This is a genomic window from Methylotenera sp. (genome assembly GCF_036401095.1).
GTDB lineage: Bacteria > Pseudomonadota > Gammaproteobacteria > Burkholderiales > Methylophilaceae > Methylotenera.
In genome coordinates this window covers 23,786-49,493 of the sequence record NZ_DASWWA010000012.1, presented here as the reverse complement: position 1 = coordinate 49,493, position 25,708 = coordinate 23,786, and the positions used below count along the sequence as shown (strand labels likewise).

The 25,708-nt window shown below is 46.7% G+C and carries 26 protein-coding genes; 10 read left to right on the top strand and 16 right to left on the bottom strand.

Annotated features, from left to right (window positions below):
* Together VGD82_RS08090 and VGD82_RS08085 are read left to right on the top strand one after the other, a co-directional pair.
* Positions 1-612 carry a nitroreductase family protein gene (locus tag VGD82_RS08090; protein ID WP_331019912.1) on the top strand — a complete coding sequence of 204 codons (612 nt, stop codon included), beginning with the start codon at positions 1-3 and terminating at the stop codon, positions 610-612.
* A 90-nt stretch (positions 613-702) separates the two neighbouring features.
* On the top strand, positions 703-1,074 hold the full coding sequence (locus tag VGD82_RS08085; protein ID WP_331019911.1) for a thioredoxin family protein: 372 nt from the start codon (positions 703-705) through the stop codon (positions 1,072-1,074).
* 85 nt (positions 1,075-1,159) lie between these two features.
* On the opposite strand, the gene VGD82_RS08080 is transcribed toward VGD82_RS08085, so the two are convergent.
* The 10 genes from VGD82_RS08080 to purB all read right to left on the bottom strand — a co-directional run bounded on the left by VGD82_RS08080 (position 1,160) and on the right by purB (position 12,172).
* Complete coding sequence (locus tag VGD82_RS08080; protein WP_331019910.1) at positions 1,160-1,516, bottom strand: hypothetical protein; 357 nt, start codon at positions 1,514-1,516, stop codon at positions 1,160-1,162.
* Between the two features lie 22 nt (positions 1,517-1,538).
* Positions 1,539-2,573: a peptidoglycan DD-metalloendopeptidase family protein gene (locus VGD82_RS08075; protein ID WP_331019909.1), complete on the bottom strand. Its 1,035-nt coding sequence runs from the start codon at positions 2,571-2,573 to the stop codon at positions 1,539-1,541.
* Entirely contained in the window at positions 2,570-3,208 is a 639-nt protein-coding gene (locus VGD82_RS08070) for a protein-L-isoaspartate(D-aspartate) O-methyltransferase (RefSeq protein WP_331019989.1), read from the bottom strand. Before VGD82_RS08070 ends, VGD82_RS08075 begins: the two co-directional genes overlap by 4 nt.
* 55 nt (positions 3,209-3,263) lie before the next feature.
* Positions 3,264-4,007 (bottom strand): 5'/3'-nucleotidase SurE, encoded by a 744-nt coding sequence (gene surE, locus VGD82_RS08065; protein WP_331019908.1) that lies wholly within the window; start codon positions 4,005-4,007, stop codon positions 3,264-3,266.
* A gap of 88 nt (positions 4,008-4,095) precedes the next feature.
* The gene (locus tag VGD82_RS08060; RefSeq protein ID WP_331019907.1) at positions 4,096-4,458 is read right to left on the bottom strand and encodes a DUF2069 domain-containing protein; all 363 of its coding nucleotides are present in this window, start codon (positions 4,456-4,458) and stop codon (positions 4,096-4,098) included.
* A 54-nt stretch (positions 4,459-4,512) separates the two neighbouring features.
* Complete coding sequence (locus VGD82_RS08055; RefSeq protein WP_331019906.1) at positions 4,513-5,238, bottom strand: HugZ family protein; 726 nt, start codon at positions 5,236-5,238, stop codon at positions 4,513-4,515.
* A 3-nt stretch (positions 5,239-5,241) separates the two neighbouring features.
* Positions 5,242-5,841: an NAD(P)H:quinone oxidoreductase gene (gene wrbA / locus VGD82_RS08050; protein ID WP_331019905.1), complete on the bottom strand. Its 600-nt coding sequence runs from the start codon at positions 5,839-5,841 to the stop codon at positions 5,242-5,244.
* 13 nt (positions 5,842-5,854) lie between these two features.
* A complete protein-coding gene (locus VGD82_RS08045; protein WP_331019904.1) occupies positions 5,855-9,016 on the bottom strand; it encodes a translocation/assembly module TamB domain-containing protein in 3,162 nt (1,053 codons plus the stop codon).
* Positions 9,016-10,755, bottom strand: a complete 1,740-nt coding sequence (locus tag VGD82_RS08040) for an autotransporter assembly complex family protein (RefSeq protein ID WP_331019903.1) — start codon at positions 10,753-10,755, stop codon at positions 9,016-9,018. The genes VGD82_RS08045 and VGD82_RS08040 overlap by 1 nt, the downstream gene beginning before the upstream one ends.
* A gap of 43 nt (positions 10,756-10,798) precedes the next feature.
* A complete protein-coding gene (purB, locus tag VGD82_RS08035; RefSeq protein ID WP_331019902.1) occupies positions 10,799-12,172 on the bottom strand; it encodes an adenylosuccinate lyase in 1,374 nt (457 codons plus the stop codon).
* 336 nt (positions 12,173-12,508) lie between these two features.
* On the opposite strand from purB, the gene ung reads away from it, so the two are divergent.
* Positions 12,509-13,192: a uracil-DNA glycosylase gene (ung, locus tag VGD82_RS08030; RefSeq protein WP_331019901.1), complete on the top strand. Its 684-nt coding sequence runs from the start codon at positions 12,509-12,511 to the stop codon at positions 13,190-13,192.
* A gap of 54 nt (positions 13,193-13,246) precedes the next feature.
* Here the strand turns inward: ung and VGD82_RS08025 are convergent, their stop codons facing one another.
* From VGD82_RS08025 to VGD82_RS08000, 6 genes are all read right to left on the bottom strand, one after another.
* Positions 13,247-14,710 carry a bifunctional 2-methylcitrate dehydratase/aconitate hydratase gene (locus tag VGD82_RS08025; RefSeq protein ID WP_331019900.1) on the bottom strand — a complete coding sequence of 488 codons (1,464 nt, stop codon included), beginning with the start codon at positions 14,708-14,710 and terminating at the stop codon, positions 13,247-13,249.
* A 124-nt stretch (positions 14,711-14,834) separates the two neighbouring features.
* On the bottom strand, positions 14,835-15,989 hold the full coding sequence (prpC, locus tag VGD82_RS08020) for a bifunctional 2-methylcitrate synthase/citrate synthase (protein ID WP_331019899.1): 1,155 nt from the start codon (positions 15,987-15,989) through the stop codon (positions 14,835-14,837).
* 1 nt (position 15,990) lies between these two features.
* Positions 15,991-16,875, bottom strand: a complete 885-nt coding sequence (gene prpB, locus VGD82_RS08015) for a methylisocitrate lyase (RefSeq protein WP_015831697.1) — start codon at positions 16,873-16,875, stop codon at positions 15,991-15,993.
* Positions 16,876-17,007: 132 nt separating this feature from the next.
* Complete coding sequence (locus VGD82_RS08010) at positions 17,008-18,003, bottom strand: HpcH/HpaI aldolase/citrate lyase family protein (RefSeq protein WP_331019898.1); 996 nt, start codon at positions 18,001-18,003, stop codon at positions 17,008-17,010.
* Complete coding sequence (locus tag VGD82_RS08005) at positions 18,003-19,070, bottom strand: MaoC family dehydratase (protein WP_331019897.1); 1,068 nt, start codon at positions 19,068-19,070, stop codon at positions 18,003-18,005. Before VGD82_RS08005 ends, VGD82_RS08010 begins: the two co-directional genes overlap by 1 nt.
* 12 nt (positions 19,071-19,082) lie before the next feature.
* Entirely contained in the window at positions 19,083-19,964 is an 882-nt protein-coding gene (locus tag VGD82_RS08000) for a CoA ester lyase (protein WP_331019896.1), read from the bottom strand.
* A 183-nt stretch (positions 19,965-20,147) separates the two neighbouring features.
* Between VGD82_RS08000 and VGD82_RS07995 the strand changes: the two genes are divergently transcribed.
* Genes VGD82_RS07995 through VGD82_RS07965 form a run of 7 tightly spaced genes read left to right on the top strand, consistent with a single transcriptional unit; the run spans position 20,148 to position 25,708 of the window.
* Complete coding sequence (locus VGD82_RS07995; RefSeq protein WP_331019895.1) at positions 20,148-20,882, top strand: GntR family transcriptional regulator; 735 nt, start codon at positions 20,148-20,150, stop codon at positions 20,880-20,882.
* 52 nt (positions 20,883-20,934) lie between these two features.
* Positions 20,935-22,125, top strand: a complete 1,191-nt coding sequence (locus VGD82_RS07990) for a malic enzyme-like NAD(P)-binding protein (RefSeq protein WP_331019894.1) — start codon at positions 20,935-20,937, stop codon at positions 22,123-22,125.
* A complete protein-coding gene (gene sdhC / locus VGD82_RS07985; RefSeq protein WP_331019893.1) occupies positions 22,126-22,515 on the top strand; it encodes a succinate dehydrogenase, cytochrome b556 subunit in 390 nt (129 codons plus the stop codon).
* An 11-nt stretch (positions 22,516-22,526) separates the two neighbouring features.
* Positions 22,527-22,874, top strand: coding sequence for a succinate dehydrogenase, hydrophobic membrane anchor protein (gene sdhD / locus VGD82_RS07980; RefSeq protein ID WP_331019892.1), 348 nt, complete (start codon positions 22,527-22,529; stop codon positions 22,872-22,874).
* Positions 22,875-22,881: 7 nt separating this feature from the next.
* Complete coding sequence (gene sdhA / locus VGD82_RS07975) at positions 22,882-24,642, top strand: succinate dehydrogenase flavoprotein subunit (protein WP_331019891.1); 1,761 nt, start codon at positions 22,882-22,884, stop codon at positions 24,640-24,642.
* A 1-nt stretch (position 24,643) separates the two neighbouring features.
* A complete protein-coding gene (locus VGD82_RS07970; protein WP_331019890.1) occupies positions 24,644-25,381 on the top strand; it encodes a succinate dehydrogenase iron-sulfur subunit in 738 nt (245 codons plus the stop codon).
* 6 nt (positions 25,382-25,387) lie between these two features.
* Complete coding sequence (locus VGD82_RS07965) at positions 25,388-25,708, top strand: succinate dehydrogenase assembly factor 2 (RefSeq protein WP_331019889.1); 321 nt, start codon at positions 25,388-25,390, stop codon at positions 25,706-25,708.

The window sequence follows — 25,708 nt, the reverse complement described above, 5'->3', positions numbered from 1 at the left end:
ATGCATAACCCGGCCATTACACAAGTAACCATTGATAACACGCTAGCAAACCGATGGAGCGGGCGCGCCTATGATGCAACTAAAGGCGTGACGCAGGAGCAAGTGATTGCTTTGCTAGAGGCTGCAAGATGGGCACCTTCTTGCTTTGGTGATCAGCCTTGGCGTTTTGTGGTTTGGGATAAAAATACAGATGCTGCCAGTTGGCAGCAAGCGTTTGAGTGTCTGGTGCCAGGCAATCAGGCTTGGGTGAAAGATGCGCCATTACTATTGTTGATATGTGCCGATACCTTGTTTGGCCATAACCAAAAGCCTAATCGCTGGGCGCAATACGATACCGGTGCGGCAGCAGAGAACGTATGTTTACAAGCATCAAGCATGGGCTTAATGGCGCACCAGATGGGTGGTTTTGACCCTGATAAAGCACGCGCTACGTTCAATATCCCAGAGCAGTACACTTTGATGGCAATGATGTCTGTTGGTTACCAAGCGGATATTGCCACTCTAGAAGGTGATACTTTGGCAAGGGAAACCGCACCGCGTACTAGAAAGCCTCTGTCTGAGCTGTTTTTTGGTGCAACATGGGGTAAGCCAGTACCAGGTTTGAGTGAATAGTCGCATTGCGAATCTAAAACTTAACGAAAGATATGGCTTCTGATAAACTGCTATTTTTAGGCGTTACCTTACTCAATTAAAGGCAAAATTATGGCAGTTATTGTACTTACCAAAGCTAATTTTAAAGAAACAATAGAAAACAATCCTTTTGTGATTGTTGATTTTTGGGCACAGTGGTGTGATCCATGTGTTGCTTTCACGCCTACTTTTGAAGCTGCGGCAGAGAAAAACCCAGACATCGTATTTGGTATGGTCAATACTGAAGCCGACCCTGAAATCGGCGAGTATTTTGAAGTAACGCAAATTCCAGGCATTTTAGTGATTCGCGAACAAGCTGGTATCCACGCGCAAGTGGGTGAAATTGGCGCTCCTGCATTTGATGAAATTATCAAATGGGCACGTGATTTTGATATGACACCTGTGCGTGAGTACTACAAACAACAGGCGCAGGCAGCTAACTAATCGCTAGCATCTTGGCAGTTACAATAAAAAAGCGGCTCTAGAGCCGCTTTTTTATTGTGTTGTCACCTTAATTATGGGCATGGCGTTAAAAAGAGCCTGTTGTATATAACCTGACTAAGTAAAATACACCAACTGCCATCATGAAGTACATAGGCAAGTCACCGCTTTTTTTGGTTTCTGATTTATTCGGAGAGCTGACCCACTTGTTCAGTAGCCATAATGCCAAAATGATGACCGGAATCATCAGCATACTGGTGGTGGATTCAAACAGCTTGCTCGTTATGGTGGAAAGCCAGCCATCTTCACGAAACAGCTCCAAAGCTAGGCCAATAATGCCCACAAGCATAAGGCCCATGCGTACCGTTGCAGTCAGTACACTGGCCTTGCTCTCCGGTTTAATATCTTTATTTTTAAGATACTTGTTAGGCTCTTGCTTTGCCATTTTTTGCTCCTAAGACGCTTATTTAGTCTGCACTGAGAAACTTCATTGGGTCTACAGATTTACCTTGCTGCCTGATTTCAAAATGTAGTTTTACTGTATTGCTGTCAGTATCGCCCATTTCTGCAATTTTTTGGCCGCTAGTCACTTGTTGGCCTTCTTTGACCAAAATCAGGCTGTTATTTGCGTACACAGACAAATAGGTGGCGCTGTGTTTTACGATCACTAACTTACCATAGCCGCGTAAGTCGGAGCCGCTATAAATGACTTTGCCAGGCGCAGCAGCCTGCACGGCTTGCCCCATTTTGCCTGAGATATCTATCCCTTTATTGCCTGCATCGTTAAAGTTGGCAATCACCTTGCCTTTGGTAGGCCACGCCCAGGTAAATGTGCCTGTGGGCTCCAGCTTAGGTTTTGCTTCGGCAACTGGCTCGCTTGGCTTAACTTCAGGTTTTGATTCGACTACTGGTTTATCCGCTACTTTTTCTGCAATAGGTTTTTTAACGGTATTAGCAGTGGAGGCAGGCGTACTGGCAATGGTCTTTGCAACTGGGGGCGGCTGTTTGTAAGCTGCATCACTATATGGCTCCCGTAGTGCTTTGGGCTCGCTAATGCTGATTGCTACAGGAGGTGCTTGCGTGTTGCTGCTTGCTTCTGGAGCATTATCAGCGCCAATCCCGTAAGTGATCACACCATTGTTATTATCTTGTGCTGCGCTACGCTGTGCACTAGGTTCTGTCGTGACTGCAGATTCATTTAAAGGTGCAAACTTAAGGGTTTGCCCAATTTTAATCACGTAGGGTGCACTGATATTATTAACCTGAGCAATTTCTTTATAGTCGTAACCATGCTCCAGGCCTATGCTATACAGGGTGTCGCCTTTTTTGACCACGTAATTTGCTGGACGCCAGTCTGTACCTGCTTTGTGGGTAGCAGCTTTGGTTTGTGGTTTATTCGATTTTGCTTGCGGTATGCGGTCAATCACCGGTGCTTGGGTTGTGCTGCATGCAAAGTTCAGCAATGAAATCAATAAGATGATAAAACAGCGTGATGCATTCATTGTGAGGTGGTGCCGCCGAGTAAGGGAACAAACTTTACAGGCTCCAGCTGCGTTTGACGGTAGTCATTTGTAGACACACGCTCTACTAGGTACAAGATTTGTTCATCAGTGCCAACTGGGATAACTAAACGGCCGCCAACTGCTAGCTGTGTTAGCAAATCTGGCGGAATGTGACTTGCCGCAGCGGTGACGATAATGGCATCAAATGGTGCTAGCTGCACTAAGCCCATATTGCCGTCTGCATGGTCTAACTTCACGTTAATGCATTTAAGCTTGCGTAGATGATCGCGCGCTTTTAACAGTAAAGGGCGGATGCGTTCTACAGAGTAAACTTCTTTAGCCAGTTTAGATAATACGGCTGTTTGATAGCCGCAGCCCGTGCCAATTTCCAGCACTTTTTCTAAAGGCTGGCCGTTGCGTAGTAGTTCAGACATGCGGGCAACGATATACGGTTGCGAGATGGTTTGGCCAAAGCCAATTGGCAGAGATACGTCTTCATAGGCGCGAATCGAAAGGGCTTCGTCAACAAAAATATGGCGCGCTGTGCTGCCAATGGCTGCGAGCACCACCTCATCTTTAATACCTTGCTCACGCAGTCGATTAAGCATGCGGTCACGCGTGCGTTGCGATGTCATGCCGATGCCAGCTTGCGATGATTTGATTAATGCCACGATTTTATTTCCAGTATTATTAGCTAGATAACCATTGTTTGATGTCATTCAGCTGTGCGTGGCAGGTTAAATCAACTTGAATGGGTGAAATCGAAACTTGCTGATTTGCAACAGCATGAAAATCAGTACCTAAACCGCCATCATTAGGTTGCCCTGCAGCGCCAACCCAGTAAACTGTCTCATTACGTGGTGTTTTAAGCTGTACCACGGGCTCCGCCTTATGACGTTTACCCAGACGCGTTACTGTGCGTCCTTGCAATGCATCGTAAGGAATATCCGGTACATTTACATTAAGCAGTGTAGGCGCACTGAACCCGTTTTTTTGATAATGCTGAATCAGCTCCACGGCAACGCGTGCTGCCGTTTCAAAGTGGGTAGAGTTATGCTGTGACATGGAAACCGCAATAGAAGGGATGCCAAGCAGGTAGCCCTCCATCGCCGCAGCTACAGTGCCTGAGTAGATGGTGTCGTCGCCCATATTAGCGCCATCATTAATGCCGCTGATGACCATGTCCGGCATGGTATCCATCAAACCTGTAAGTGCAATATGCACGCAATCAGTTGGTGTGCCATTTACATAGAAAAAACCGTTAGATGCTTTTTTTACGCTTAACGGGCGGTCAAGCGTAAGTGAGTTGCTGGCACCGCTGCGATTTCTTTCAGGGGCAACCACGGTAATATCTGCAATTTTTGCAATATGTTCTGCTAGGATATTTAATCCTGGTGCGAAATAACCATCATCGTTTGAGAGCAGTATTTTCATGCGTAGCTTATAAATCGTATTTTCATGGCTAAATTATAGTAGAAGACAGTATGTTTGGCGCGGTATCTATGTAAAAACTTATGTGTGTTTATGGGTTTTTTACACTGTTTTGTGGCGCCTGGCGTGTCAGCCTGGCATAAAAAATCGTGCACGTAAAAAATAAGATAGTCAGGATGACTTCTGCTAACGCAAGTTGGGCGGAGATTCCCACATCAGCCCATGCGCGCACTACGCCTTCAGTGAAGTAAAACAAAATGAACATACATGACCATTGGTAGGTGTAGCGCTTGCCCCTTAAAATGCCGAATAAAGGCAGTAGTAGCGGTAGCACTTTGAATATCAGTAATGAGCCGCCCGGTTTTAATGGCGCTAATACAGCCTCCCAGGCTAGGGTTAATAGGATGAGCGCGATAAGGCTAACAGAAGCGCCTAGCTGGAGTCTTTGTATCATTTGAGGTTTATTCACGTTGGAGTTTACTTACGTTAAGGTTGATTCAGGTTTGAATTAAGCGTTGATTGATTTTGAAAGGCTGACCAAGGCGGCGCGTGCGGATTGTGCGTCATGGATGGGTGTTGCAAATGCTAAGCGCAATGTCATGGTTTGGTTGTTAACAATCGCGGCAACATCAAATCCGTCACAATCAATCCCTAGCATGGTTGCTTGCGTGGCCTCTACGCCGTGCACGTGCCGACAATAGGCAATCAGGCTATCAGAATGGTCTGTATTCATGTGGTTGAGGATGTGTGCTTCCTGACTTGCCAATTGTGAATTAGCCGGCATGTCTGTCATCAGGTCGCTGCCGGATAGCCAGCCCATTTTGCCAAAACCTGCAATATAGCGGCAGGTTTCAATTTGGATGCGATAAAAAGCAAAATCATGCATATCAAAGTAACCGCTGGCTTGCGGCAGGTAGCGCAAATAGCGCGCGCGTAAGTCAGCATCTTCATTTTTATTGATGACATGCGCAGTACCGAGTAGGGTAAGTCTAGCATTTGCCTGTAGGTCTTCAGCCCCTGCAAATACCAGTAGTGATACTTTAGGGTTGGCTGCGATATTTTTGGTGTGCTCTGCAATGTTGCTGATCAATATGATGGGTTGACATTGGTGGTCTAACACAAATGGTGCAACCGAGCCGAACGGGTAGCCTTCAAGCTTTGCTGAATGGGTTGATAGTATGGCAGTGCGAGTACTTCTTAAAAACTGTCTTGCTTCTAGCGGTAGCTGGCTCATGGTTTAAAGTTTTCTCGCTAGTTTTAGCGCGGTTTCCGCAAGGCGCTTACCCAAAGCGATACATAGCTTTTTTTCATCATCGCTGATAGGTTTGTCATCCATAGTGCCACCAATATGGCTTGCACCGTAAGGTGTGCCGCCAGTTGTGGTGGCAGACAGCGCAGGTTCTGAGTACGGTAAACCTACCATGATCATGCCATGGTGCATTAACGGCAGCATCATGGTGAGGAGTGTGGTTTCGTTGCCGCCATGCATCGAGCCTGTAGAGGTAAATACAGCTGCCGCTTTGTTCGATAGTGCACCTTTTAACCATAAGCTGGTGGTGCCATCTAAAAAATACTTCATCGGTGCTGCCATATTGCCAAAACGGGTAGGGCTGCCCAACGCTACGCCTATGCATTCTTCTAAATCTTGCAGTTCTGCGTACGGGTCACCTGTGCTTGGAATGTCAGATTCGGTTGCTTCGCAATTTGCTGATACTTTAGGGACGGTGCGGATGCGTGCTTTAACGCCATCTACGCTTTGCACACCGCGAGCAATCAGCTGCGCCATTTCGCGTACTGCGCCACCTTGAGAATAGTATAGGACTAGGATTTCGCTCATGAGATTAATCTGATTATTTGAAGCTGAAAGTATATAACACATCGACAGCACTTTCATTGCCGGCTTCGGCGCGTAGTGCCCAGCGCGGTGTGATATTGAAGGTGAGTCTGGCAATGTCTTGTAGGCCGCTAATGCTTTTGGCATAGCTTAAGTAAAGCTGCGAGCTGAGTCGCTTGCCCAGGGTGACAGAGGCGTTTTCTGCATCGCCGCCAGCAAAGCTGAATTCATCCAGCCCAGCAGCACGGGCTATCTGGCTTTGTAATGGAACGGATTGCCCTTGTGAGAATAAGGCACCTGCTGCTAGCGAGAGTATTGCAAAGTCAGTTTTACCTGCCTGCTCCGTGCCATGGCCTAGCACTAGCCATGCTAGCTTGTCGGTATCCGGCACATTAGGGTCTGAAACCAGTTTAATTTCAGGGATTAATGCGCTCCCTGTAATTTCAACGCCTGCATTGACGGGCTTGCTATCGCGCATGGCGCGGATGTTTAGACCAGGGTTATCCATCACGCCGTTAAAGTTTAATATGCCGCGCTCTATATTGAGTATTTGGCCGTAAGCCATGAACGTACCTTTAGAAACGGCAATACTGCCTTCTGTGTGTGGCCTGTATTCGGTACGGCCGGTCAGTGTTAACGCCCCAGTCAATTTTGCGTCCAGACCACGCCCGCGTAAGGTAAAGTCATCACCGAGTTGAATACGTAGTCCGTTCAGCAATATTTGTAATAACGGCTCTTTTTTAGCCGTGGCTTCACCTAAGATAATCACGTCATCGCTTAGCGTAGGGGTATCTTCTTGCGCCATTTCTATTAGGCCATTGTTGACCGTGAAGTCACCTAAAATGCTAAGCAGGTTGTCAGCAAGGATGGTTTTGCCTGTGCCGCTAATGACTAGCAGACGGTCCGCTCTGGAGAATATGCTAAATTGATCTGCATTCCAGCTGAGTTCTGCTTTGGGTTGCCCCTGTTCAAAGCGTATCCAGCCATTAGCACTCAGTTTGCCTGCGCCACCTTGCCAGATGGCTTGTTCGATTTGCAATTGATTATTTTCAAAGTGCGCTTGGAAAAAACCGTTGTTGAGCTGAATGCCTTCTGATGGTAGGTTGAAGTTGATATTGTTGCCATTGAGCGTGCCGCTCAGGTTAGGCTGTGCCATGGTACCGTAAGCAGATACGGCTAGTGTGATTTGCCCATCTAGGTCTGCATCCATTAGGGTTGTGGGCATGGGTAGCCAGGCTAATGTGTTGAGTTTGGCACTGGCAGAAAATTGCAGTGGCGCGTTGTTCAGTAGGCTAAAGCCTGCTTCTGTTTTTGTGAGCTGGCTTGCAAGTTTTGCGCTGATTATGCCCAAGTTTTTACCATCAATATCCGTTTCGATACGCAGTGCATTATTCACCACATTAAGCGTCAGTTTTGCGGTTGATAGCCCCAATGGTTGTGTGCTGCCATCTGGCTTTGTTAATGTGAAGTCACCGCTGTCGCGCCATAATGCAAGCTGAGCATTAATTGTACTTTGCGTCTCTATCACCCATTCTCCTGAAAAACTTGGGCTGCCTTGTAGCGTGCTAGGTAATGGTAATAGCTCGGGTGGTAAGTCGCTCAGGCTTAATTGCGTTAACGTGCCTTTGCTGGCCAGTTTTCCGTTGCCTAGCGCGAGCTGCTCGATATTAATGTCGCCATGATTTAGCATCAGCTTAGCTTGTGTGAGGGTGATGCTGTCAGCATCCGCACTAAGGGTTGCCGGTGCTTTGAGTTTAACTGGGGTTAGCCCAGAGTAATCCAGTTGCTGCAATAAGCCTTGCCACTGTCTTTTTAGTGAAAGTGCATTTAAAGCAAGCCCGCCTTTTAGCGTGCTTTGTAATTTAGCATCTTTGCTATCAGCGTTAATGGTGATTGTATGGTTTGCCTGTGTGCCATTTAGGGTGATGTTGCCATTAAATGGCGCATTACTACCGTATTGAATGGTATTTGCTAGAAATTTTGCAGCCATAGTGCCGCTATCACCAGTCATCATGGTGGCATCACCTGTTAACTCATTTATCCGCAAGTCATCTGCCAAGCGTAGTTTCTCACCAAGCAATTTGATATTAAGCGAGGGGCTATCCAGTGCACCATCAATTGCACCATTCGCGCTAATTTTCCCGGCCAATGTTGGGGAAAATATCGCAAGGTCTGGCAAGTCTGCCTGCCAGTTTAAGTGGGTGTTTTGTGTATTAATGTTGCCAGTGCCTTTAACTTTATTGGCGGCAACACCCAGCTCGAATGTGAGCTGCTCTAGCGCGCTGGCTGTGAGTTGCGCATTGGCGGAGACAGAAACAGGCTGGGCTTGCCAATTGCTGTCATGGCTGCTGAGGTTGAGCGTTGCATTAGGCGTGGGTTTAAGTGCTCCCGCTAGCGTTAAATCTAAATTAAGCTTGGCTGCAGGGTAGTTGCCTAAGCGTTCGGGACGTAACTCTAAAAGCTGGCTATGTACATGGATTGCATAATCATGATTCAGCTCAACTTGGCCATGTATCAGGAGTTTGGCCGCCGCTTGTTCACTCTCAGATTTTGACAGACTGAGTTTGCCATTTTGTGAAGTCAACCAAGCGCTGGTATCAATGTTGAGCTTGTTAAGGTCACCACTTAGTTGTGCGCTCAAGTCATAAGGGTTGGGCGCCTCGGCGTTTTTTAGTGAGAGGTCACCTTTTAGTGTAAAGGGTCTGCTGGCATTGATATTAATGCGTGCTGAGGCATTTCCCCAGGGGGTTTGTGCATGCGGCACGTTGAGTTTTAGCGAGTTAGCGTTACCCTCAAATGCTAATTTTACGTTGTGAAAGGTTTGTCGCTCATCTTGCGAGACAATCACTACTTCGCTGATTTCGGATTGTAGTACCGAGATAGGAAATGGCAGATTAATGCGCTTGGGCAGTGGCGATTGCTCAGATTCACCATCGTTGTTTTTAATGGTGATGACTAGGCGTTTGGCTTTTAATTGCTCAACCACCAGTTTGCCATCGCCAAAGGGTGAAAGCTGCCAGTGAGCACTGAGTTTTTCCAGTTTCAGGTGGATATTATCTAAATCGTGGCTGAAGCTATCTAAGCTGGTGCTAACGCTAATGGGCATCTCGCTATGCGCGGGTGAAAACAGCAGTAAGCTGATGCTAAGCAGCAAAATATGTAAGTAACGGCGTGCCATTAGAATATCACCCCGATATTAAAATGCATGCGGTAGTCGTTAGTTTCCTGACCATAGGCAATGTCAGCACCAATCGGGCCTACAGGGCTTTTCCACCTTGCACCTAAGCCATAGCCGTACACTGGTTTTAGGTCTTTAAGGCTGTTTGCTGCATTACCAAAGTCGGTAAAGATTGCCGCGCCCCATTCTGGCGTTAGCCATTGAATCACTTCAATGCTGCCTGTGGCAAGGTAGCGTGCACCGACGATTGCATCGCCCTCAGTTACGCCTAAGCTCTGGTAGCCATAGCCACGTACCGACTGGTCGCCGCCCGCACGAAATAGGAAAGTAGCGGGTGCGCTGTTTTTCCCATGCACCATGCCGAGTTCGGCACGGGCGATTAACTGTGTGCTTTTAGTGATAGGGTAATAGGCTTGTGTTTTTAAGTAGCTTTGCAAAAAAGTACCGCTAGCAAGTGATGCCAAGGGGGCACCATTAAACTGCGCATTGAATAAATAACCACGCGTAGGATTGAGGTTATTGTCTGTGCGTCTCAGTGTAATGCCATAACCTAAGGTGGCCGCGTAATTGTCAGAGGAATCGGCATTATCCAGATTAACGTGCTCTGCTAACAGATTGGCACCAACGTATTGCTCGCGTTTGAGTGAGCCCCATGCGCGCTTCACGCCGGCTTGCGTAACCGTGGTTGTTTGCCCTTCAATCTCGGTTCTGGTGGTTGCGATATTAGCACTGTCGCGATAGCCGGTTGCCGTGGTGGGTAGCCGTATCGTACCGGATAATGATTGTAGTTTTTGTTCTAACCTGAGGCTGGATGTCATGCGCCAGTTACGGTCAAATACGTTTAGGTGCTCTACCGTCAGCTGTGTACGCGCGCCTGTGTTGGTACTAAAGCCGGCGCCGGTGCTGACCTTAATCGATTTATTTTCATCTACTTTAATTTTAATAGGCGCCTGCTGTTGGCTAGCAAGTGCCGCCTTGCTATCAGCGGTGACCTCTACTGTGCGGAAATAGCCACTTTCTTGCAGGCGGGTTTGAAAAGTGAGCAGTTGTGACTGGCTATACACCTCATCAGGTTTAATCGGGTTTAGGTTGTGAATGATACTTTCCGGATAGCGTTGCAGGCCTTCGATTTGTAGTTCACCAAAATGTACAGTGTTGCCGCTATCTACCGTAATCTCTAGTGCTGCAGTATTTTGCTGTATATCAATACTGGCTTTGGTGTCAGTAATGATCGCGTTTGGGTAACGGTTGACTAATAACTTGGTTAGTAGGCTTCGCTTTGCCGCGGTCCAAGCGTCCTGTTGAAACTGTGCGCCAGCCGGTAGCGGCCATTCTTCACGCAGCTGTTGCTCATTGGGCAGGCCTCGGTGCGCCTGTGTGATGTCACCCAAAAACTTGATATTGACGCTGCCAACTAGGGTAGGCGTACCAGGGTTAACTGAAAGTACGGTGAGGCTTTCAAGTTGGTTTTGCGTAGACTTAACACTCACTTGCGGTGAAAAGTAGCCCTCGGTTGCTAGGAGCTCTTTGATTTGCTTAGGCGCTTCAGCTGACAGCCGCTTCCACTCGTTGGGCGACATGCGTGGATTGGTACGCCACTTAATGATATCGAGATGATTTTCTAACAGAGTTTTTAACGGGCTAGGGGCTTCGATTTCTATCTGGTAGCTTGCGTTATCAGCATACGCAAGCACCCCCCAACACAATAACGCTATGTAGATGATCAGGCTTCTAGTCAAATTCAGAAGCCCTTTTATCATTAATATTTACATGCATTTAAACTCACTTAATGGTTTTTACAAGCTCCGCTGCTTTACCTGTGTAGCTCGCAGGTGTTAGTGCTAATAAGGCTTGTTTTGCATCCGCTGGGATAGCCAATTCACTGATAAACGCGTGTAATGACGTTTGGTTAATGCCGCCTTTGCCGCGAGTCAGTTCTTTTAGCTGCTCGTACGGATTTTCAATACCATAGCGACGCATTACCGTTTGAATCGGCTCGGCTAGAACTTCCCAGCTGTTGTTTAAGTCTTCATCCAAACGTGCAGTGTTAACTTCAAGCTTGTTTAAACCACGTAAGCAAGAGTCGTAACCTAATAAGGCGTAGCCAAAAGCCACGCCCATATTACGCAATACTGTAGAGTCAGTTAAATCGCGCTGCCAGCGTGAAATTGGTAGCTTTTCTGCCATATGGCGCAACACTGCATTCGCTAAACCTAAGTTACCTTCACTGTTTTCAAAGTCAATCGGGTTAACTTTATGCGGCATGGTGGATGAACCAATTTCGCCCGCTTTTACTTTTTGCTTGAAGTAACCTACAGAGATATAACCCCAGATGTCACGGTTGATATCAATCAAGATGGTATTGATACGGGCTAAGGTATCGTATAGCTCTGCCATGTAGTCATGTGGCTCAATTTGTATGGTCATTGGGTTATAGGTCAGACCCAATGATGATACAAAACGTTCTGCGAAGCTTTCCCAGTCGAAATCCGGGTAAGCAGATAAGTGTGCATTAAAGTTACCAACGGCACCGTTGATTTTGCCAAGAATTTCATTGCTAGCTAATTGTTTTTGCTGACGTTGTAAGCGATATACCACGTTGGCTAACTCTTTACCCATGGTGGTTGGTGATGCAGTTTGGCCGTGCGTGCGTGATAGCATCGGTTGGTCAGCCAATTGCTCAGCTAATTCAGTTAAACGAGCAATCAGATTATTCAAAAATGGTAACATCACGCTGTCACGCGCGGTTTTAAGCATCAAGCCGTGCGATAGGTTATTGATGTCTTCTGAGGTACAGGCAAAGTGAATAAACTCACTGGCTTTTTTTACTTCAGTGTTGCTGTCAAACTTCTCTTTTAGCCAGTACTCCAATGCTTTTACATCGTGGTTGGTACGCGCTTCAATCGCTTTCACTTGTGAAGCATCTGCTTCACTGAAATTGGTAATAGCAGCATCTAACTCTTGGATGGTTTCAGCGCTAAATGGAGCGATTTCTGCCAATGCCGGTGCGCCCGCCAGTGCTTTCAGCCACTCAATTTCTACCCATGCGCGGTGTTTAATCAGCGCATATTCACTAAAATAAGGACGCAAAGCGTCAAGTTTAGATTGGTAGCGGCCATCAAGGGGAGAGAGTGCGTTTAGTGTTGTAAGTGACATAGCAAAAAGAAATGAGCGTTTTATAAAAGTGCTATTTTACCTTAGTAGTAGAGTGGGGCAAAAAGTTTTTATTTTCATAGCAAACAAGGCAATAAGTATCTACTCGGGCGAGTTGCTTTATTGCACAGTATTCGCAATCTAGCTGTATAGCGCATACTATCTAGGTTGCAGTGTTATGTGCACCTTGTACATAGTCCCACCCAGCGACTTATTCCGTGCTTCCTGTATCAATTGATTAGTCGTGTGGTGTGTAAACCAGCTTGTATCGGTCATGCAAAATGCACGTAAATTTCGGTCTATAATGGGCTAATCTCCATCAATCCTCACACTTAACACATGTCTCAAGAAAAACCTGGCCAACTTCACCCTTCATGGCAATCTATGATAGGTGACGAGCTCGATAAGCCCTACATGCAATCACTGCGTGCTTTTTTAAAGCAGGAAAAAGCCGCTGGTAAGACCATATTTCCACCTAGCCCATTGATTTTTAATGCCTTCAATCACACGCCGTTTGACAAGGTGCGCGTGGTGATTATCGGGCAAGACCCTTACCACGGAGTGGGGCAGGCGCATGGCTTGAGCTTTTCAGTGCCGGAAGGCGTCGCATTACCACCTTCGTTACTTAATATTTTCAAAGAAATTGAAAGTGACCTTGGCATTAAAATGCGGGGCAAAGGTGATTTAACGTCTTGGGCAAACCAAGGTGTACTGCTATTAAATGCAACACTGACGGTAGAAATGGCAAATGCTGGCTCGCACCAGAAGCGCGGCTGGGAAGCGTTTACTGATGCGGCAATTGCGGCTTTAAACCTACATCGGGAAGGTTTAGTGTTTGTACTGTGGGGCAGTTATGCGCAGAAAAAAGGTGAGATGATAGACCCGAAAAAACATTTGGTGCTGAAGTCTGTGCATCCATCACCGTTGTCGGCGCATCGAGGTTTTTTTGGTAATCACCAATTCTCGAGTATCAATGAATACCTGAAAAAACGCGGTGAAGAGCCGATTGATTGGCAAGTTTAAGGTAGAGCGGGCAAAATTGGTGATTTCGCCCGCCTATCTATTATTAACCTTGAATTAACCCTGCCAGAGCATATCTACAAACTGATTCACAGGCATGGTTTCTAGTGTGTTTTGCGCTAAGCATAACTCTAAAATTTCTGCTTGTTTCTTCGCATCAAATCTACGTGCTAGATTGATTTTGAATTTTTTCACCAACTCAGGGATGCCCTCACCACGGCGACGGCGGTGCCCGATAGGGTACTCGACTGCAATGTTGCTTGAGCTGGTACCGTCTTTAAAGAAGATTTGAATCGCGTTAGCAATCGAGCGTTTCTCCGGGTCCAGGTAGTCGCGCGTGTATTCTGCTTTTTCTACACAGCTCATTTTGCTGCGAATCGCGTCAATGCGTGGGTCTGCCGCGGCTTCATCTTCATAGTCTTGCGCTGTCAGGTTGCCTTTTAATAGGCCGATGGCTGCCATGTACTGAATGCAATGGTCGCGATCAGCTGGGTTATCTAACGGGCCAGTTTTATCAATGATGCGGATTGCAGACTCGTGAGTGGTAATCACAATCTTATCAATCTCAGCAATCTGCTCTAGTGTTTGTAAGCGGCTACCTACTTCGCCATTCAGCTGTAATGCGCATTCCACCGCTGTTTGTGCGTGGAACTCTGCTGGGAACGAAATTTTGAAGAGTACTTGTTCCATCACATAAGAACCGTAAGCGCGTTGGAATTTAAACGCATTGCCTTTGAATAATACGTCATAGAAACCCCAGGTTTTTGCGGTGAGCGCTGATGGGTAACCCATTTCACCTTGCATCGTCATCCACGCCAGTCTGACCGCACGTGAGGTGGCATCGCCTGCCGCCCAAGATTTACGTGAGCCGGTATTCGGGCTGTGGCGATAAGTACGTAGGCTTTGGCCGTCAACAAACGCGTTAGAAACAGCGTTAATGATATCTTCTTTATTACCGCCTAGTAGCTTGGTCACCACTGCGGTAGAGGCGATTTTTACTAAAATTACATGGTCCAAACCCACACGGTTAAAGCTGTTTTCAAGTGCGAGTACGCCTTGAATTTCATGCGCTTTAATCATGGCTGTGAGCACGTCTTTTACCGTGAGCGGTGCTTTGCCTTCAGTAATGTTTTTGCGCGACATATAATCTGCTACCGCCAAAATGCCACCTAGGTTATCAGATGGGTGGCCCCATTCCGCAGCTAACCAAGTATCGTTAAAGTCTAACCAGCGGATCATGGCGCCGATATTGAATGCGGCCAGGATAGGGTCAAGCTGGAAGTTAGTGCCTGGCACTTTTGCGCCATTAGGCACCACAGTGCCAGCAATAACTGGGCCGAGCAATTTGGTACAAGCTGGGTAATCCAAAGCTTCAAATCCACAGCCTAAGGTGTCCATCAGGCAATTGCGTGCGGTGTCGTATGCCTCGTCGCTATTGATTTCAAAATCTGCAACGTAATTAGCAATGTCAACAATGACTTGGTCTGGTGCGGGACGGGCGTTTGAGATGTGCGACGACATGTTTTAGGACCTTTAATATGAAAGTAATTTAATTGGGTTCGCCATTTCCACCAAAGTAGAGTCCATATTTAAACGGAGGATAAAAATATGGATTTTGCTTTCGCGGAAATGACAGAGTTAAGGGTTAGCGTTGCTCCAGCGGCACATAGGGGCGATTCTCAGGTCCAATATATTCAGCGTTTGGACGGATAATTTTGTTATCTATGCGCTGCTCAATCACATGCGCAACCCAGCCTGTGGTGCGTGAGATTACAAAAATTGGGGTGAACATGCCGGTAGGGATGCCCATCATGTGATAGCTGGATGCACTGTACCAATCCAAGTTAGGGAACATTTTTTTCTCGCGCCACATGGTTTCTTCAATACGCGCGGAAACATCAAATAGCGTCATATTGCCGTTATCTTCACATAACTTGCGGCTAACAGCTTTGATAGATTCGTTTCTAGGGTCGGCAATGGTATATACCGGATGACCAAAGCCAATGATGATTTCTTTGCGTGCCATGCGTTGCATGATGTCGGCTTCGGCTTCATCTGCAGTTTTGTAGCGCTCAATGATTTCCATCGCAGCCTCATTGGCACCGCCGTGTTTAGGGCCACGTAGTGCGCCAATTGCTCCGGTAATGCATGAATACATGTCGGATAAAGTACCCGCCACTACGCGTGCTGTAAAGGTAGAAGCGTTAAATTCGTGTTCTGCATACAGCACGAGCGATGTATTCATGGCGCTGATGTGTAAATCTGAAGGTTTTTTGCCATGTAGTAAATGTAAGAAATGCGCGGCAATCGAATCTTCGTCAGTTTCTACTTCTATACGTTTTTGGTTGTGGCTGAAGTGGTACCAGTAAATCAAAATTGAGCCAAAACAGGCAATTAGCCTATCGCCCAAATCTTTTGCGCCCTCAGTATTACGGTCGCTTGCTTCAGGCTCTAGTGTACCTAGCATAGAGCAGCCGGTGCGCATCACATCCATAGGGTGTGCATTAGCTGGTATATGTTCCAATACTTTTTTTAAGTCATTCGGTAGGCCGCGTAACTTCTTCAGCTTTTGGTGGTATGCCGCTAGCTCTGCTTTGTTAGGTAGTGCGCCATGTATCAGTAAGTGGGCGACTTCTTCAAACGTCGCAGATTTAGCTAATTCGATAATGTCGTAACCGCGGTAATGCAGGTCGTTACCGGTGTGACCAACGGTACAGATAGCAGTGGTGCCAGCTGAAATGCCGGCAAGTGCTACGCCTTTTTTCTTTTTAGGTTCTTGAGTAGTGGTGGCTTGTGTCATGCTACTTTTCTCCCTTAAATAATGCGTCCAGCTTTTGCTCGTAAGCGTGATAGTTCAGGTGTTCATACAGTGCTGCACGCGTTTGCATAGTGTTGACTACGTTGGCTTGTGTGCCGTCTTTGCGTACGGCTTGGTACACATTTAGCGCAGCCTGATTCATGGCTCTGAATGCTGAAAGTGGGTAGAGCACCATGCTCACGTGCGCGCTGCGTAACTCGTCTACGGTGAATAGTGGCGTGGAGCCAAACTCGGTAATGTTGGCGAGTACCGGCACTTTCACTGCATCTGCAAACTGTTGGTACATGCTGAGTTCAGTAATTGCTTCCGGGAAAATCATATCTGCACCAGCTTCAACACAGGCACAGGCACGGTCAATTGCGGATTGCAGGCCTTCTACGGCTAGCGCATCGGTACGTGCCATAATCACGAAATCTGGGTCAGTTTTTGCATCAACAGCGGCTTTAATGCGGTCTACCATTTCCGCTTGGCTGACAATCGCTTTGTTGGGGCGGTGGCCGCAGCGCTTGGCCTGCACTTGGTCTTCAATATGCACTGCGCCTGCGCCGGCTTTAATGATGCTTTTAATGCTGCGTGCAATGTTGAATGCGCCGCCAAAACCGGTGTCGATATCCACCAGTAATGGTGTCTCAGTAACATCAGTAATTCTACGCACATCAATCAGCACATCTTCAAGGGTCGAAATGCCTAAATCCGGAATACCTAGTGAGCCTGCAGCAACTCCGCCACCGGATAAATATAAAGCCTTGTAACCAGTTTGCGTGGCGAGCAGGGCGTGGTAAGCGTTGATGGCACCGATGATTTGTAAAGGTGACTCTGCGCTTAAGGCGGCTCTAAAACGTGTACCTGCAGTTGCTTGTTTATTCATGTTGCTGATTTCCTTCAGTTCATTTAATCACGCAGTATTACCATGCTGGCGTGAGGTGGTATTCAAGCCCCAGCTATCAGCTTGGGTAGCTGCTGATAGCTGTTTTGTGGATGTTTGAGAGGCTGAGGTTCGTTAAAAAAATGCTTCAACCGCCGTTGCTGGAATCTCAACCTTGGTTAATCTGGCTTTTTGCAGTACTTCCCAGAAGTATCGGTAGGTTGCACGGTCGTGTAATTCGCCAGCGTATTGAATTGGGCCCCATTCCACTTGCTGTGCGGCAAGCAGGATATTGGCTGCATCAATTACTTCATCAAAATTAGGTTTCATTGCATCGACAATCGCCTGAATTTGTGTCGGGTATATGCTCCACATCCGCATAAAGCCAAACTCATTGCGTGCGCGGCTGGCATCGCTCAATGTTGTTTCTACATTTTTTAAATCCAGCGTGACGTTGTGCGCTGGCACCACGCCATTGGCGAGTGCGGCGGCGACGACCTCAGATTTTGCGCGTGCTAACAGCCTGTGTTCGAACTGGCCCGGGCTGCGCATCGCGCTGGCTGGGATGGCGCCATGGTGTGCGCTCACAAAGTCCATCAGGCCGAAATCTAATACTTGTAGCCAAGGCAGGGCGGCGATTTCATGCACTTGTTTGAGTGCGCCATGGGTTTCAATCAGTATATGGATAGGAATCACACGGTTGATATGGTTCTCTTTAGCTACTGCCTGAACGTATTCAATCATTTCACGTGCTTGTTCAATGCTGGTGCATTTAGGGATGGTGATATATGACAGAACCTTGCCTGCGCCTGCCACTAGAATGTCTATATCTAGTTTCCATGCAGGGTGGGTGTAGTCATGGATACGCGCGCCAGCCATTTTGTGTTTGTTGGCGTCTGAATTTAATACACGCACAATCATCTCTGCGTGATCGCGCTCTTGGCCTGATGCAGCGCCGTCTTCACAGTCGCAAGTGATATCAAATACCGCGCCTATGCTATCTTGTAGTGATAGTGCTTTTAAAATGAGCTTCTCGCTGCCAGCAAAATGCTCGCAGGCAGGAATTAGCGGAAATGGTTTTTCTCCGCCAAATAGTGCTTCATTCGGGTGTTTTTTGTAAGTCACAGCCATTATTTGTTTCCTTTGCGAGGCATGAGTACGGTGTAGTCAAGATCAAGTACTACATTGGGGTGGTAACTGTTAAATTGCTTGGTTTCTGCTAAATCTGCTGAATTCATATTTTTAATGCCAACCATGCGCAGTCGTAGCGCACCAATGTCGCTTCTGTTAGGTAGCTCCCAGCTATCAAGCACTTCAGTGAAAGTGTAGATGGTGTCGCCAGCAAAGCTTGGGTTCGCGTGAGTGCCTGCGTTAATCGCCGCAATGCTGATGGCATTTTCCAGGCCTTCGTAGCACAGTGCGCGGCATGCTGAAATCACAATGCCACCATATACCAGGCGTTTGCCAAAGGTTGAGCTTTGCATTAGGTGTGCATCAAAATGCAGGCGTGCATTATTCTGATACAGGCGCGTCGCCAGTGAGTGGTCGCTGACGTTAATGGTCATACCGGCCGCGTGGTTGATGCGTTCGCCTGCTTGATAGTCCTCCCAGTAAAACTGGCCGTTGGTCGCTTGTTGGTCAAAGCGGTTAGCTGTTAAGTGTGCGGGTATGCTTAGCTGCTCTGCTGTTACAAATGCCGGCAACTCCGGAATTGTGGTTTCCGGTGCTGGTGCATTAGTGTCGTTTTTATGCACCATTACCCAGCGTACCCAGCTCAAAACCGGCTGTTGGTGCTGGTTAACAGAGGTGGAGTGTACATAAACCACGCCATTTTTACCGTTAGAGTTTTGTTTAAGCCCTATCACTTGGCTAGATGTGCTTAGTGTGTCACCCACATATACTGGCTGTAAAAAGCGCACATCGGCATAGCCTAGGTTTGCTACCGCGTTTACGGAAACATCGGGGACGGTTTTACCAAAAGCAATATGGAACGTGAGTAAATCATCAATTGGTGCGGATTGATACCCCAAGTTCTGCGCAAAAGGTTCGCTGCAATGCAATGGATTGCGGCTACCTGTGAGTGCGATATAGAGTGCTACATCGCCTGCAGTAATGGTGCGCGGCGTGGCGTGATTAATCACTTCATTGAGCGTGAAGTGCTCAAAAAAACGGCCTGATGATGTTTTATTTGATTGCATAATAGTCGCCATTTATATGTATTCTTCTTCAAGCTCGATAATTGCTTCATGTAGCTTAATTAAGCGTTGTGCTGCTTTAATGTGGTGATGTTCTACTAATTTGTCGTTAACTACCACAGTGCCGCGGCCAGCTTCATTCGCTTCTTTTAGCGCTGTGATAATGAGCCTTGCGTTGGCTACCTCTGTCGCTTTTGGTGTATATGCGTCATTGCAGTAGGCAATTTGTGCAGGGTGTACCAAGGACTTTCCATCCATGCCCATATCGCGGCCAATTCTGCATGCGTATTCAAAAGAATGCATGTTTTTAAAGTCGCTGGTAATGCCGTCAATCACGGCTTTACCATAAGCACGTGCGGCTAAAATCACCAAGGATAATGAGGTTAAAATCGCCACGCGCTCATGGGTAACATGGGCGTGCAGCTGTGAGATAAGGTCTGAAGTTGCCATCACAATACAGATGACGCGATCGGATGCCGCGGCAATTTCTTTTGCATTTAGCACTGCAATCGGGCTTTCTATCATCACCATCATCGGCACATTATGTCCGCCTGCATCATCCAGTAATTGTTGTGCTTTTAATACGTCTTCGCGTGACTCAATATTAGGGAACAAAATCGCATCAGCACCGATATTTGCTACTGCACGAATATCATCGTGACCCCAGATTGAATCAAGGTTGTTCACGCGCACGACTACTTCTCTAGAGCCATAGCCGCCTTGTTTAATTGCGGCAACTACATTAGCTCTAGATTGCTCTTTGGCATCGATCAGGATAGGGTCACCCAAATCCAATATGACAGAATCAGCTGCCAATGTACGTGCGCGATCAAGATAATGTTGATTACAGCCCGGTACATATAGCACGGAGCGCCTTGGACGGATGAGATGTTCCATAATCAATATGACTTTATAAAAATGTTGATTTGATTATATAGATGAAATTAAATAAGTGTCAACATTTATCTTATGTCTTATATAAGATATAAAATGCTAGACTAATTTTATTTGACATGATATAAATTCAACCATGGAAATTAAGCATATTGCTGTTAACTAAAATACATAGGTTGTGAAATTATGGATAAGCAATTGAGTTCACCAAGCTATAGACCTTTATATGATCAAATTAAAGTCTTAATCACGCAGGGTTTGATTGGCGGGGAGTGGAAGCCAGGGGATGTGATTCCTAGTGAAGTGGAATTGGCTGCACGTTATAAGGTAAGTCAAGGCACGGTGCGTAAGGCAATTGATAGCTTGTCTGCTGAAAATATTTTAATTCGCAGACAAGGTAAGGGTACTTTTGTTGCTACGCACAGTGAAGAGGTGACTAAGCTTAGATTTTTAAGGTTGACAGCAGTTGATGGTAAGAAAGAGTTGCTACAGAACGAGTTGATTTCGTGTGTGAAATCAAAAGCAGATGCCTATATCGCTAAGATATTAGAGATTAAAGCTGGTGCGGCCACGATAGAAGTAAAGCGTCTGCTCACTTTCTCTGGTCGACCATTGATTTACGATCACCTAATTGTGCCTGCCGTGCCGTTTAAAGGGCTTAATGGCAATAAGGTGGAAGAGTGCAACGGCTCTATGTACAGCATGTATGAGTCACAATTTGGTGTGCGCATGATTCGTGCGGAAGAGCGCCTTAAAGCGGTTGCCGCAAATCAAGAGGTGGCAAAAGCCTTGGGTTTAAAAGAAGGTTACCCCTTACTCAGTATAGAGCGCGTTTCATTTACCTATGGTGATAAACCTATGGAATGGCGCCTGGGCTTGTGTTTGACCGATGATCATCACTACATGAGTGAGCTTGAGTAAGTGTTTTAATAATTGTGAATTTAGACAACTGTGAGTTGTAAAAAGGCAAAAAATGGATGACCTAAAAAAACGCGCGCTGGATTACCACCAATTTCCCAAGCCAGGGAAGTTGAGTGTGGAGTCGTCTAAATCTTGTACTACTCAAGATGATTTGTCGCTTGCTTATACGCCAGGTGTTGCCGAGCCAGTACGTGAAATTCATGCGGATGCAAGCAATGCTTATAAGTACACGAATAAAGGTAATTTAGTTGCGGTGATTACCGATGGTACTGCGGTGTTGGGTCTCGGTAATATGGGTGCGTTGGCGAGCAAGCCGGTAATGGAAGGTAAAGCGGTATTGTTTAAACGCTTTGCCGGTATTGATGTGTTTGATATTGAGGTGAATGCAAAAACACCTGATGAGTTTATTGAAACCGTAGTGAATATTTCCCCGACCTTTGGTGGTATTAATTTAGAAGACATTGCTGCACCACACTGTTTTTATATAGAAAATGAGCTGAAAAAACGCTTGGATATCCCGGTGTTTCATGATGATCAACACGGGACAGCAGTGATCGTTGCTGCAGCGCTACTTAATGCGCTGACCTTGCAAGGTAAAGCCATAGAAACGGCAAAAATCGTATTCCTCGGTGCGGGTGCTGCCGGCTGTTCTTGTGCCAAATTGATGAAAAGCATGGGCGCTAACCATATTACCATGGTGGATAGAACCGGCGTTTTAGACACGAATCGACCAGACCTGCATGACAATAATCGAGAACTTGCCATTGCGCCGAGCGCAGTAAAAACACTGGCAGATGCCATGCAGGGCGCGGATGTATTTATTGGTGTTTCCGCTAAAAATGCACTCGATGCCAACTTAATCAATGATATGGCGGCGAACCCGATTATTTTTGCTTTGGCAAACCCAGACCCAGAAGTGCTGCCAAGCGTAGCGCATGCCATACGTGGTGATGTATTGATGGCAACCGGGCGCAGTGACTTTCCTAATCAGGTCAATAATGCGCTGTGCTTCCCTTATTTGTTTAGAGGTGCTTTAGATGCCAAGGCTAAACAAATTACAGAGGCGATGAAAATTGCCGCAGCACATGCCTTAAGTGAGCTTGCACGTGAGCCGATACCCGCCGAGGTGTTAGCTGCTTACAATCTGCAGTCACTTGCGTTTGGCAAAGATTATATTATTCCTAAACCCTTTGATCCGCGCTTGTTAGCGCGTGTATCAAAAGCAGTAGCTGAGGCAGCATAAGTGGCTAAGAAAACTCCAATTCGCAATCGGCCCAAGAATCTTAATCTATTTACGATTCGCTTGCCTATCAATGCTGTGGTGTCGATTTTGCATCGTATGAGTGGCATGGTGCTATTTTTGTTGATTCCAGCATTGATTTGGGCGCTGCAAACTTCACTGAGTAGCGAGTCAAATTTTGATAAGTTGGGTGCAATGTTTAGGCACTGGACGTTAAAGCTGATTTTAATTGGTTTTTCCTGGCCATTCTTTCACCACTTGTATGCAGGGTTAAGGCATTTGGGGCAAGACGTGCACTGGATGACTACATTGAATAAAGCCAAATTTTCTAGTCGCATTGTATTGGTATTAGGCGCCTGTTCTGTGCTTGGTTTTGCATATTATATTTGGTAACAATCACTGCTATGTTGATAGAACTACTAACAAAAAAATATCCGGGCATGCGTTTATGGCTAACGCAGCGTATTTCGGCGGTGATGATGGTGATTTACTTAATGCTGATGTTGCTCATGTTGGCAATCAAGCAGCCACACGACTATGCATCATGGCTGAATTTAATGTCACCTTGGTGGTGGCGCCTGTTAACCCTAGTGTTTTTTGCCAGCTTGTTTACACATGCTTGGCTTGGGGTGCGTGATGTATTCAAAGATTACGTGTTTAACCTGAAGTTGCGCGCGGTTTTGCAAGTGACGGTAGATATATTGTTGATTGCTTACCTGTGCTGGGTATGCATTATTTTATGGAAGCTTTAAGTCTCATATGAATATACAAAATCATCAGTTTGACGCAGTGATTGTCGGCGGCGGCGGCGCAGGCTTACGTGCTTCATTGCAGTTGGCAGAAGCTGGCGTCAAGGTTGCCGTGCTATCCAAAGTATTTCCTACGCGCTCACACACGGTGGCGGCGCAGGGCGGAGTCGCAGCTGCTTTGGGTAATGTGTCCGGTGATAACTGGCTTTGGCATATGTACGACACGATTAAAGGTTCTGATTACTTGGGCGATCAGGATGCGATTGAGTTTATGTGTAAAAACGCTGCAAAAGCGATTATTGAGCTTGAGCATTTTGGCATGCCGTTTGACCGTTTAGAAAACGGCAAGATTTTTCAGCGCCCATTTGGCGGCATGACGCAAAACTTTGGTGAAAAACCTATTTCACGCACCTGTGCGGTGGCTGATAGAACCGGCCATGCCATGCTGCATACTTTGTATCAACGCAATATTCGTGCAAATACGCAGTTTTTTGTAGAGTGGTTTGCACTGGACTTAATTCGCGACGCTGATGGCGACGTGCTGGGTGTGATTGCGCTGGAAATTGAAACTGGCGATATTCATGTGATACAGGCTAAAACAACGCTGTTAGCTACAGGTGGCGCAGGGCGCATATTCCAAGCCAGTACCAATGCCTTTATTAACACCGGCGATGGTTTGGGTATGGCGATACGTGCCGGCCTACCATTGCAGGATATGGAGTTCTGGCAATTTCACCCTACGGGCGTACTGCATGCTGGCGTGTTGATTACCGAAGGCGTGCGCGGTGAAGGCGGCTATTTGGTGAACTCAGAAGGTGAGCGCTTTATGGAGCGCTATGCGCCTAATGCCAAAGACCTGGCAAGCCGCGATGTGATTTCACGCTCAATTGCTACGGAAATCAAAGCTGGCCGCGGTGTAGGTAAAAATAAAGATGCCGTGTACTTAAAACTTGACCATCTGGGCGAAGAGTTGATTAACAAACGTCTGCCGGGTATCCGTGAAATTGCTAAAACCTTTGCCAATGTGGACCCAGTGGTTGCCCCGATTCCGATTGTGCCGACAGCGCATTACATGATGGGCGGTATTCCCACCAATTTAGACGGGCAGGTGGTTGAGCCGGTTGATGGCGGCGAGAAGGTTGTGAACGGTTTGTACGCTGTGGGTGAGTGTGCCTGTGTTTCCGTGCACGGTGCAAACCGCCTGGGGTCTAACTCATTATTGGATTTAGTGGTGTTTGGTAAAGTCGCTGGCGACCAAATGGTGAAGCAGATTGCTTTAAACCAAGCGCACAAGCCGTTGCCTAGCGATGCGGCTGAAAAAACTTTAGCTCGGGTTAACCGCTTAAACCAGCAAACCAATGGTGAAAATGTGGCCGAGGTAGGCGCAGCTATGCGTAGTGCCATGCAAACGCATTGTGGCGTATTTAGGTTTCCTGACTTGCTGCAAGATGGTGTGGCTAAAATCAATGAGATTGCCGAACGTGTTAAGCGTATTGAAATTAAAGATAAGAGCCAAGTGTTCAACACCGCGCGCATCGAGGCTTTGGAGCTGGATAACCTGATAGAAGTGGCAGTAGCAACTATGCATGCTGCCAACAACCGTAAAGAAAGCCGCGGTGCGCATGCGCGTGAGGACTTCTCTGAGCGTGATGATGAAAATTGGTTAGCACATTCACTTTACTATAAAAAAGACCATCAACTGCTTTATAAGCCGGTGCGTTTGCAACCATTAACTGTAGAGCCATTTATACCTAAAGCGAGGGTTTATTGATATGAAGTTCTCTATTTACAGATACAACCCGGACACGGATAAAAAGCCTTACATGCAAGACTATGACATTGACTTGCAAGATGAGGACCAAATGCTGCTGGATGCACTGATTCGCATCAAGCAGCACGACGATACTTTGTCTTTGCGTAAATCATGCCGCGAAGGTGTGTGTGGCAGTGATGCCATGAACATCAATGGTAAGAATGGCCTTGCCTGTACTACTAAGTTATCTGAACTTGAGCAGCCTGTGGTGCTTAGGCCGATGCCAGGTTTGCCGGTGATTCGTGATTTAGTAGTGGATATGACGCAGTTTTTTGAGCATTACAACTCAGTCAAACCTTATTTGATTAACGATGACCCACTGCCTGAAACCGAGCGCCTGCAAAGCCCAGAAGACCGCGCAAAACTAGATGGTTTGTACGAATGCATTATGTGTGGCGCCTGTACCACGGCTTGTCCTAGTTTTTGGTGGAATCCTGACAAGTTTGTCGGGCCGTCCGGCTTGATGCAGGCTTATCGCTTTATCGTCGATTCACGCGATCAGGCAGAGGCTGAGCGCTTGGAGAACTTGGAAGACCCATACCGCTTGTATCGTTGCCACAACATTATGAACTGTGTAGACGTTTGCCCGAAAAAACTTAACCCTAATGCAGCAATTGCCAGCATTAAAGATTTAAAAATTGAGCGGGCAAAAGAGGCAAAAGCCACGAAAAAAACGGTGTCGATTAAGGCGATTTGAGGTGGCATGATGATGAATGCAGAAAACCTGAGAGATGCAGAACAAAGACGCTTTGCATGGCGCTGCAGAAGGGGCTTGCTAGAGCTGGATATTGTGCTGCAAGACTTTGTACAACATCACTACGACGCATTGACCTTAGAAGAGCTGCAAGTGTTCGATGCGCTACTCGCGTTGCCAGACAATGACTTTTGGATGCTGATTAATAATACCAGTGCCATGGGTAAGGCACTGGGGGCACAGGAGACTGCAAGAAACGCCATGATTTATAAAATTAAAACTGCCCGATTAAATAAACCAGAATCAAGCAAACTACAGGAGGCTGAATAA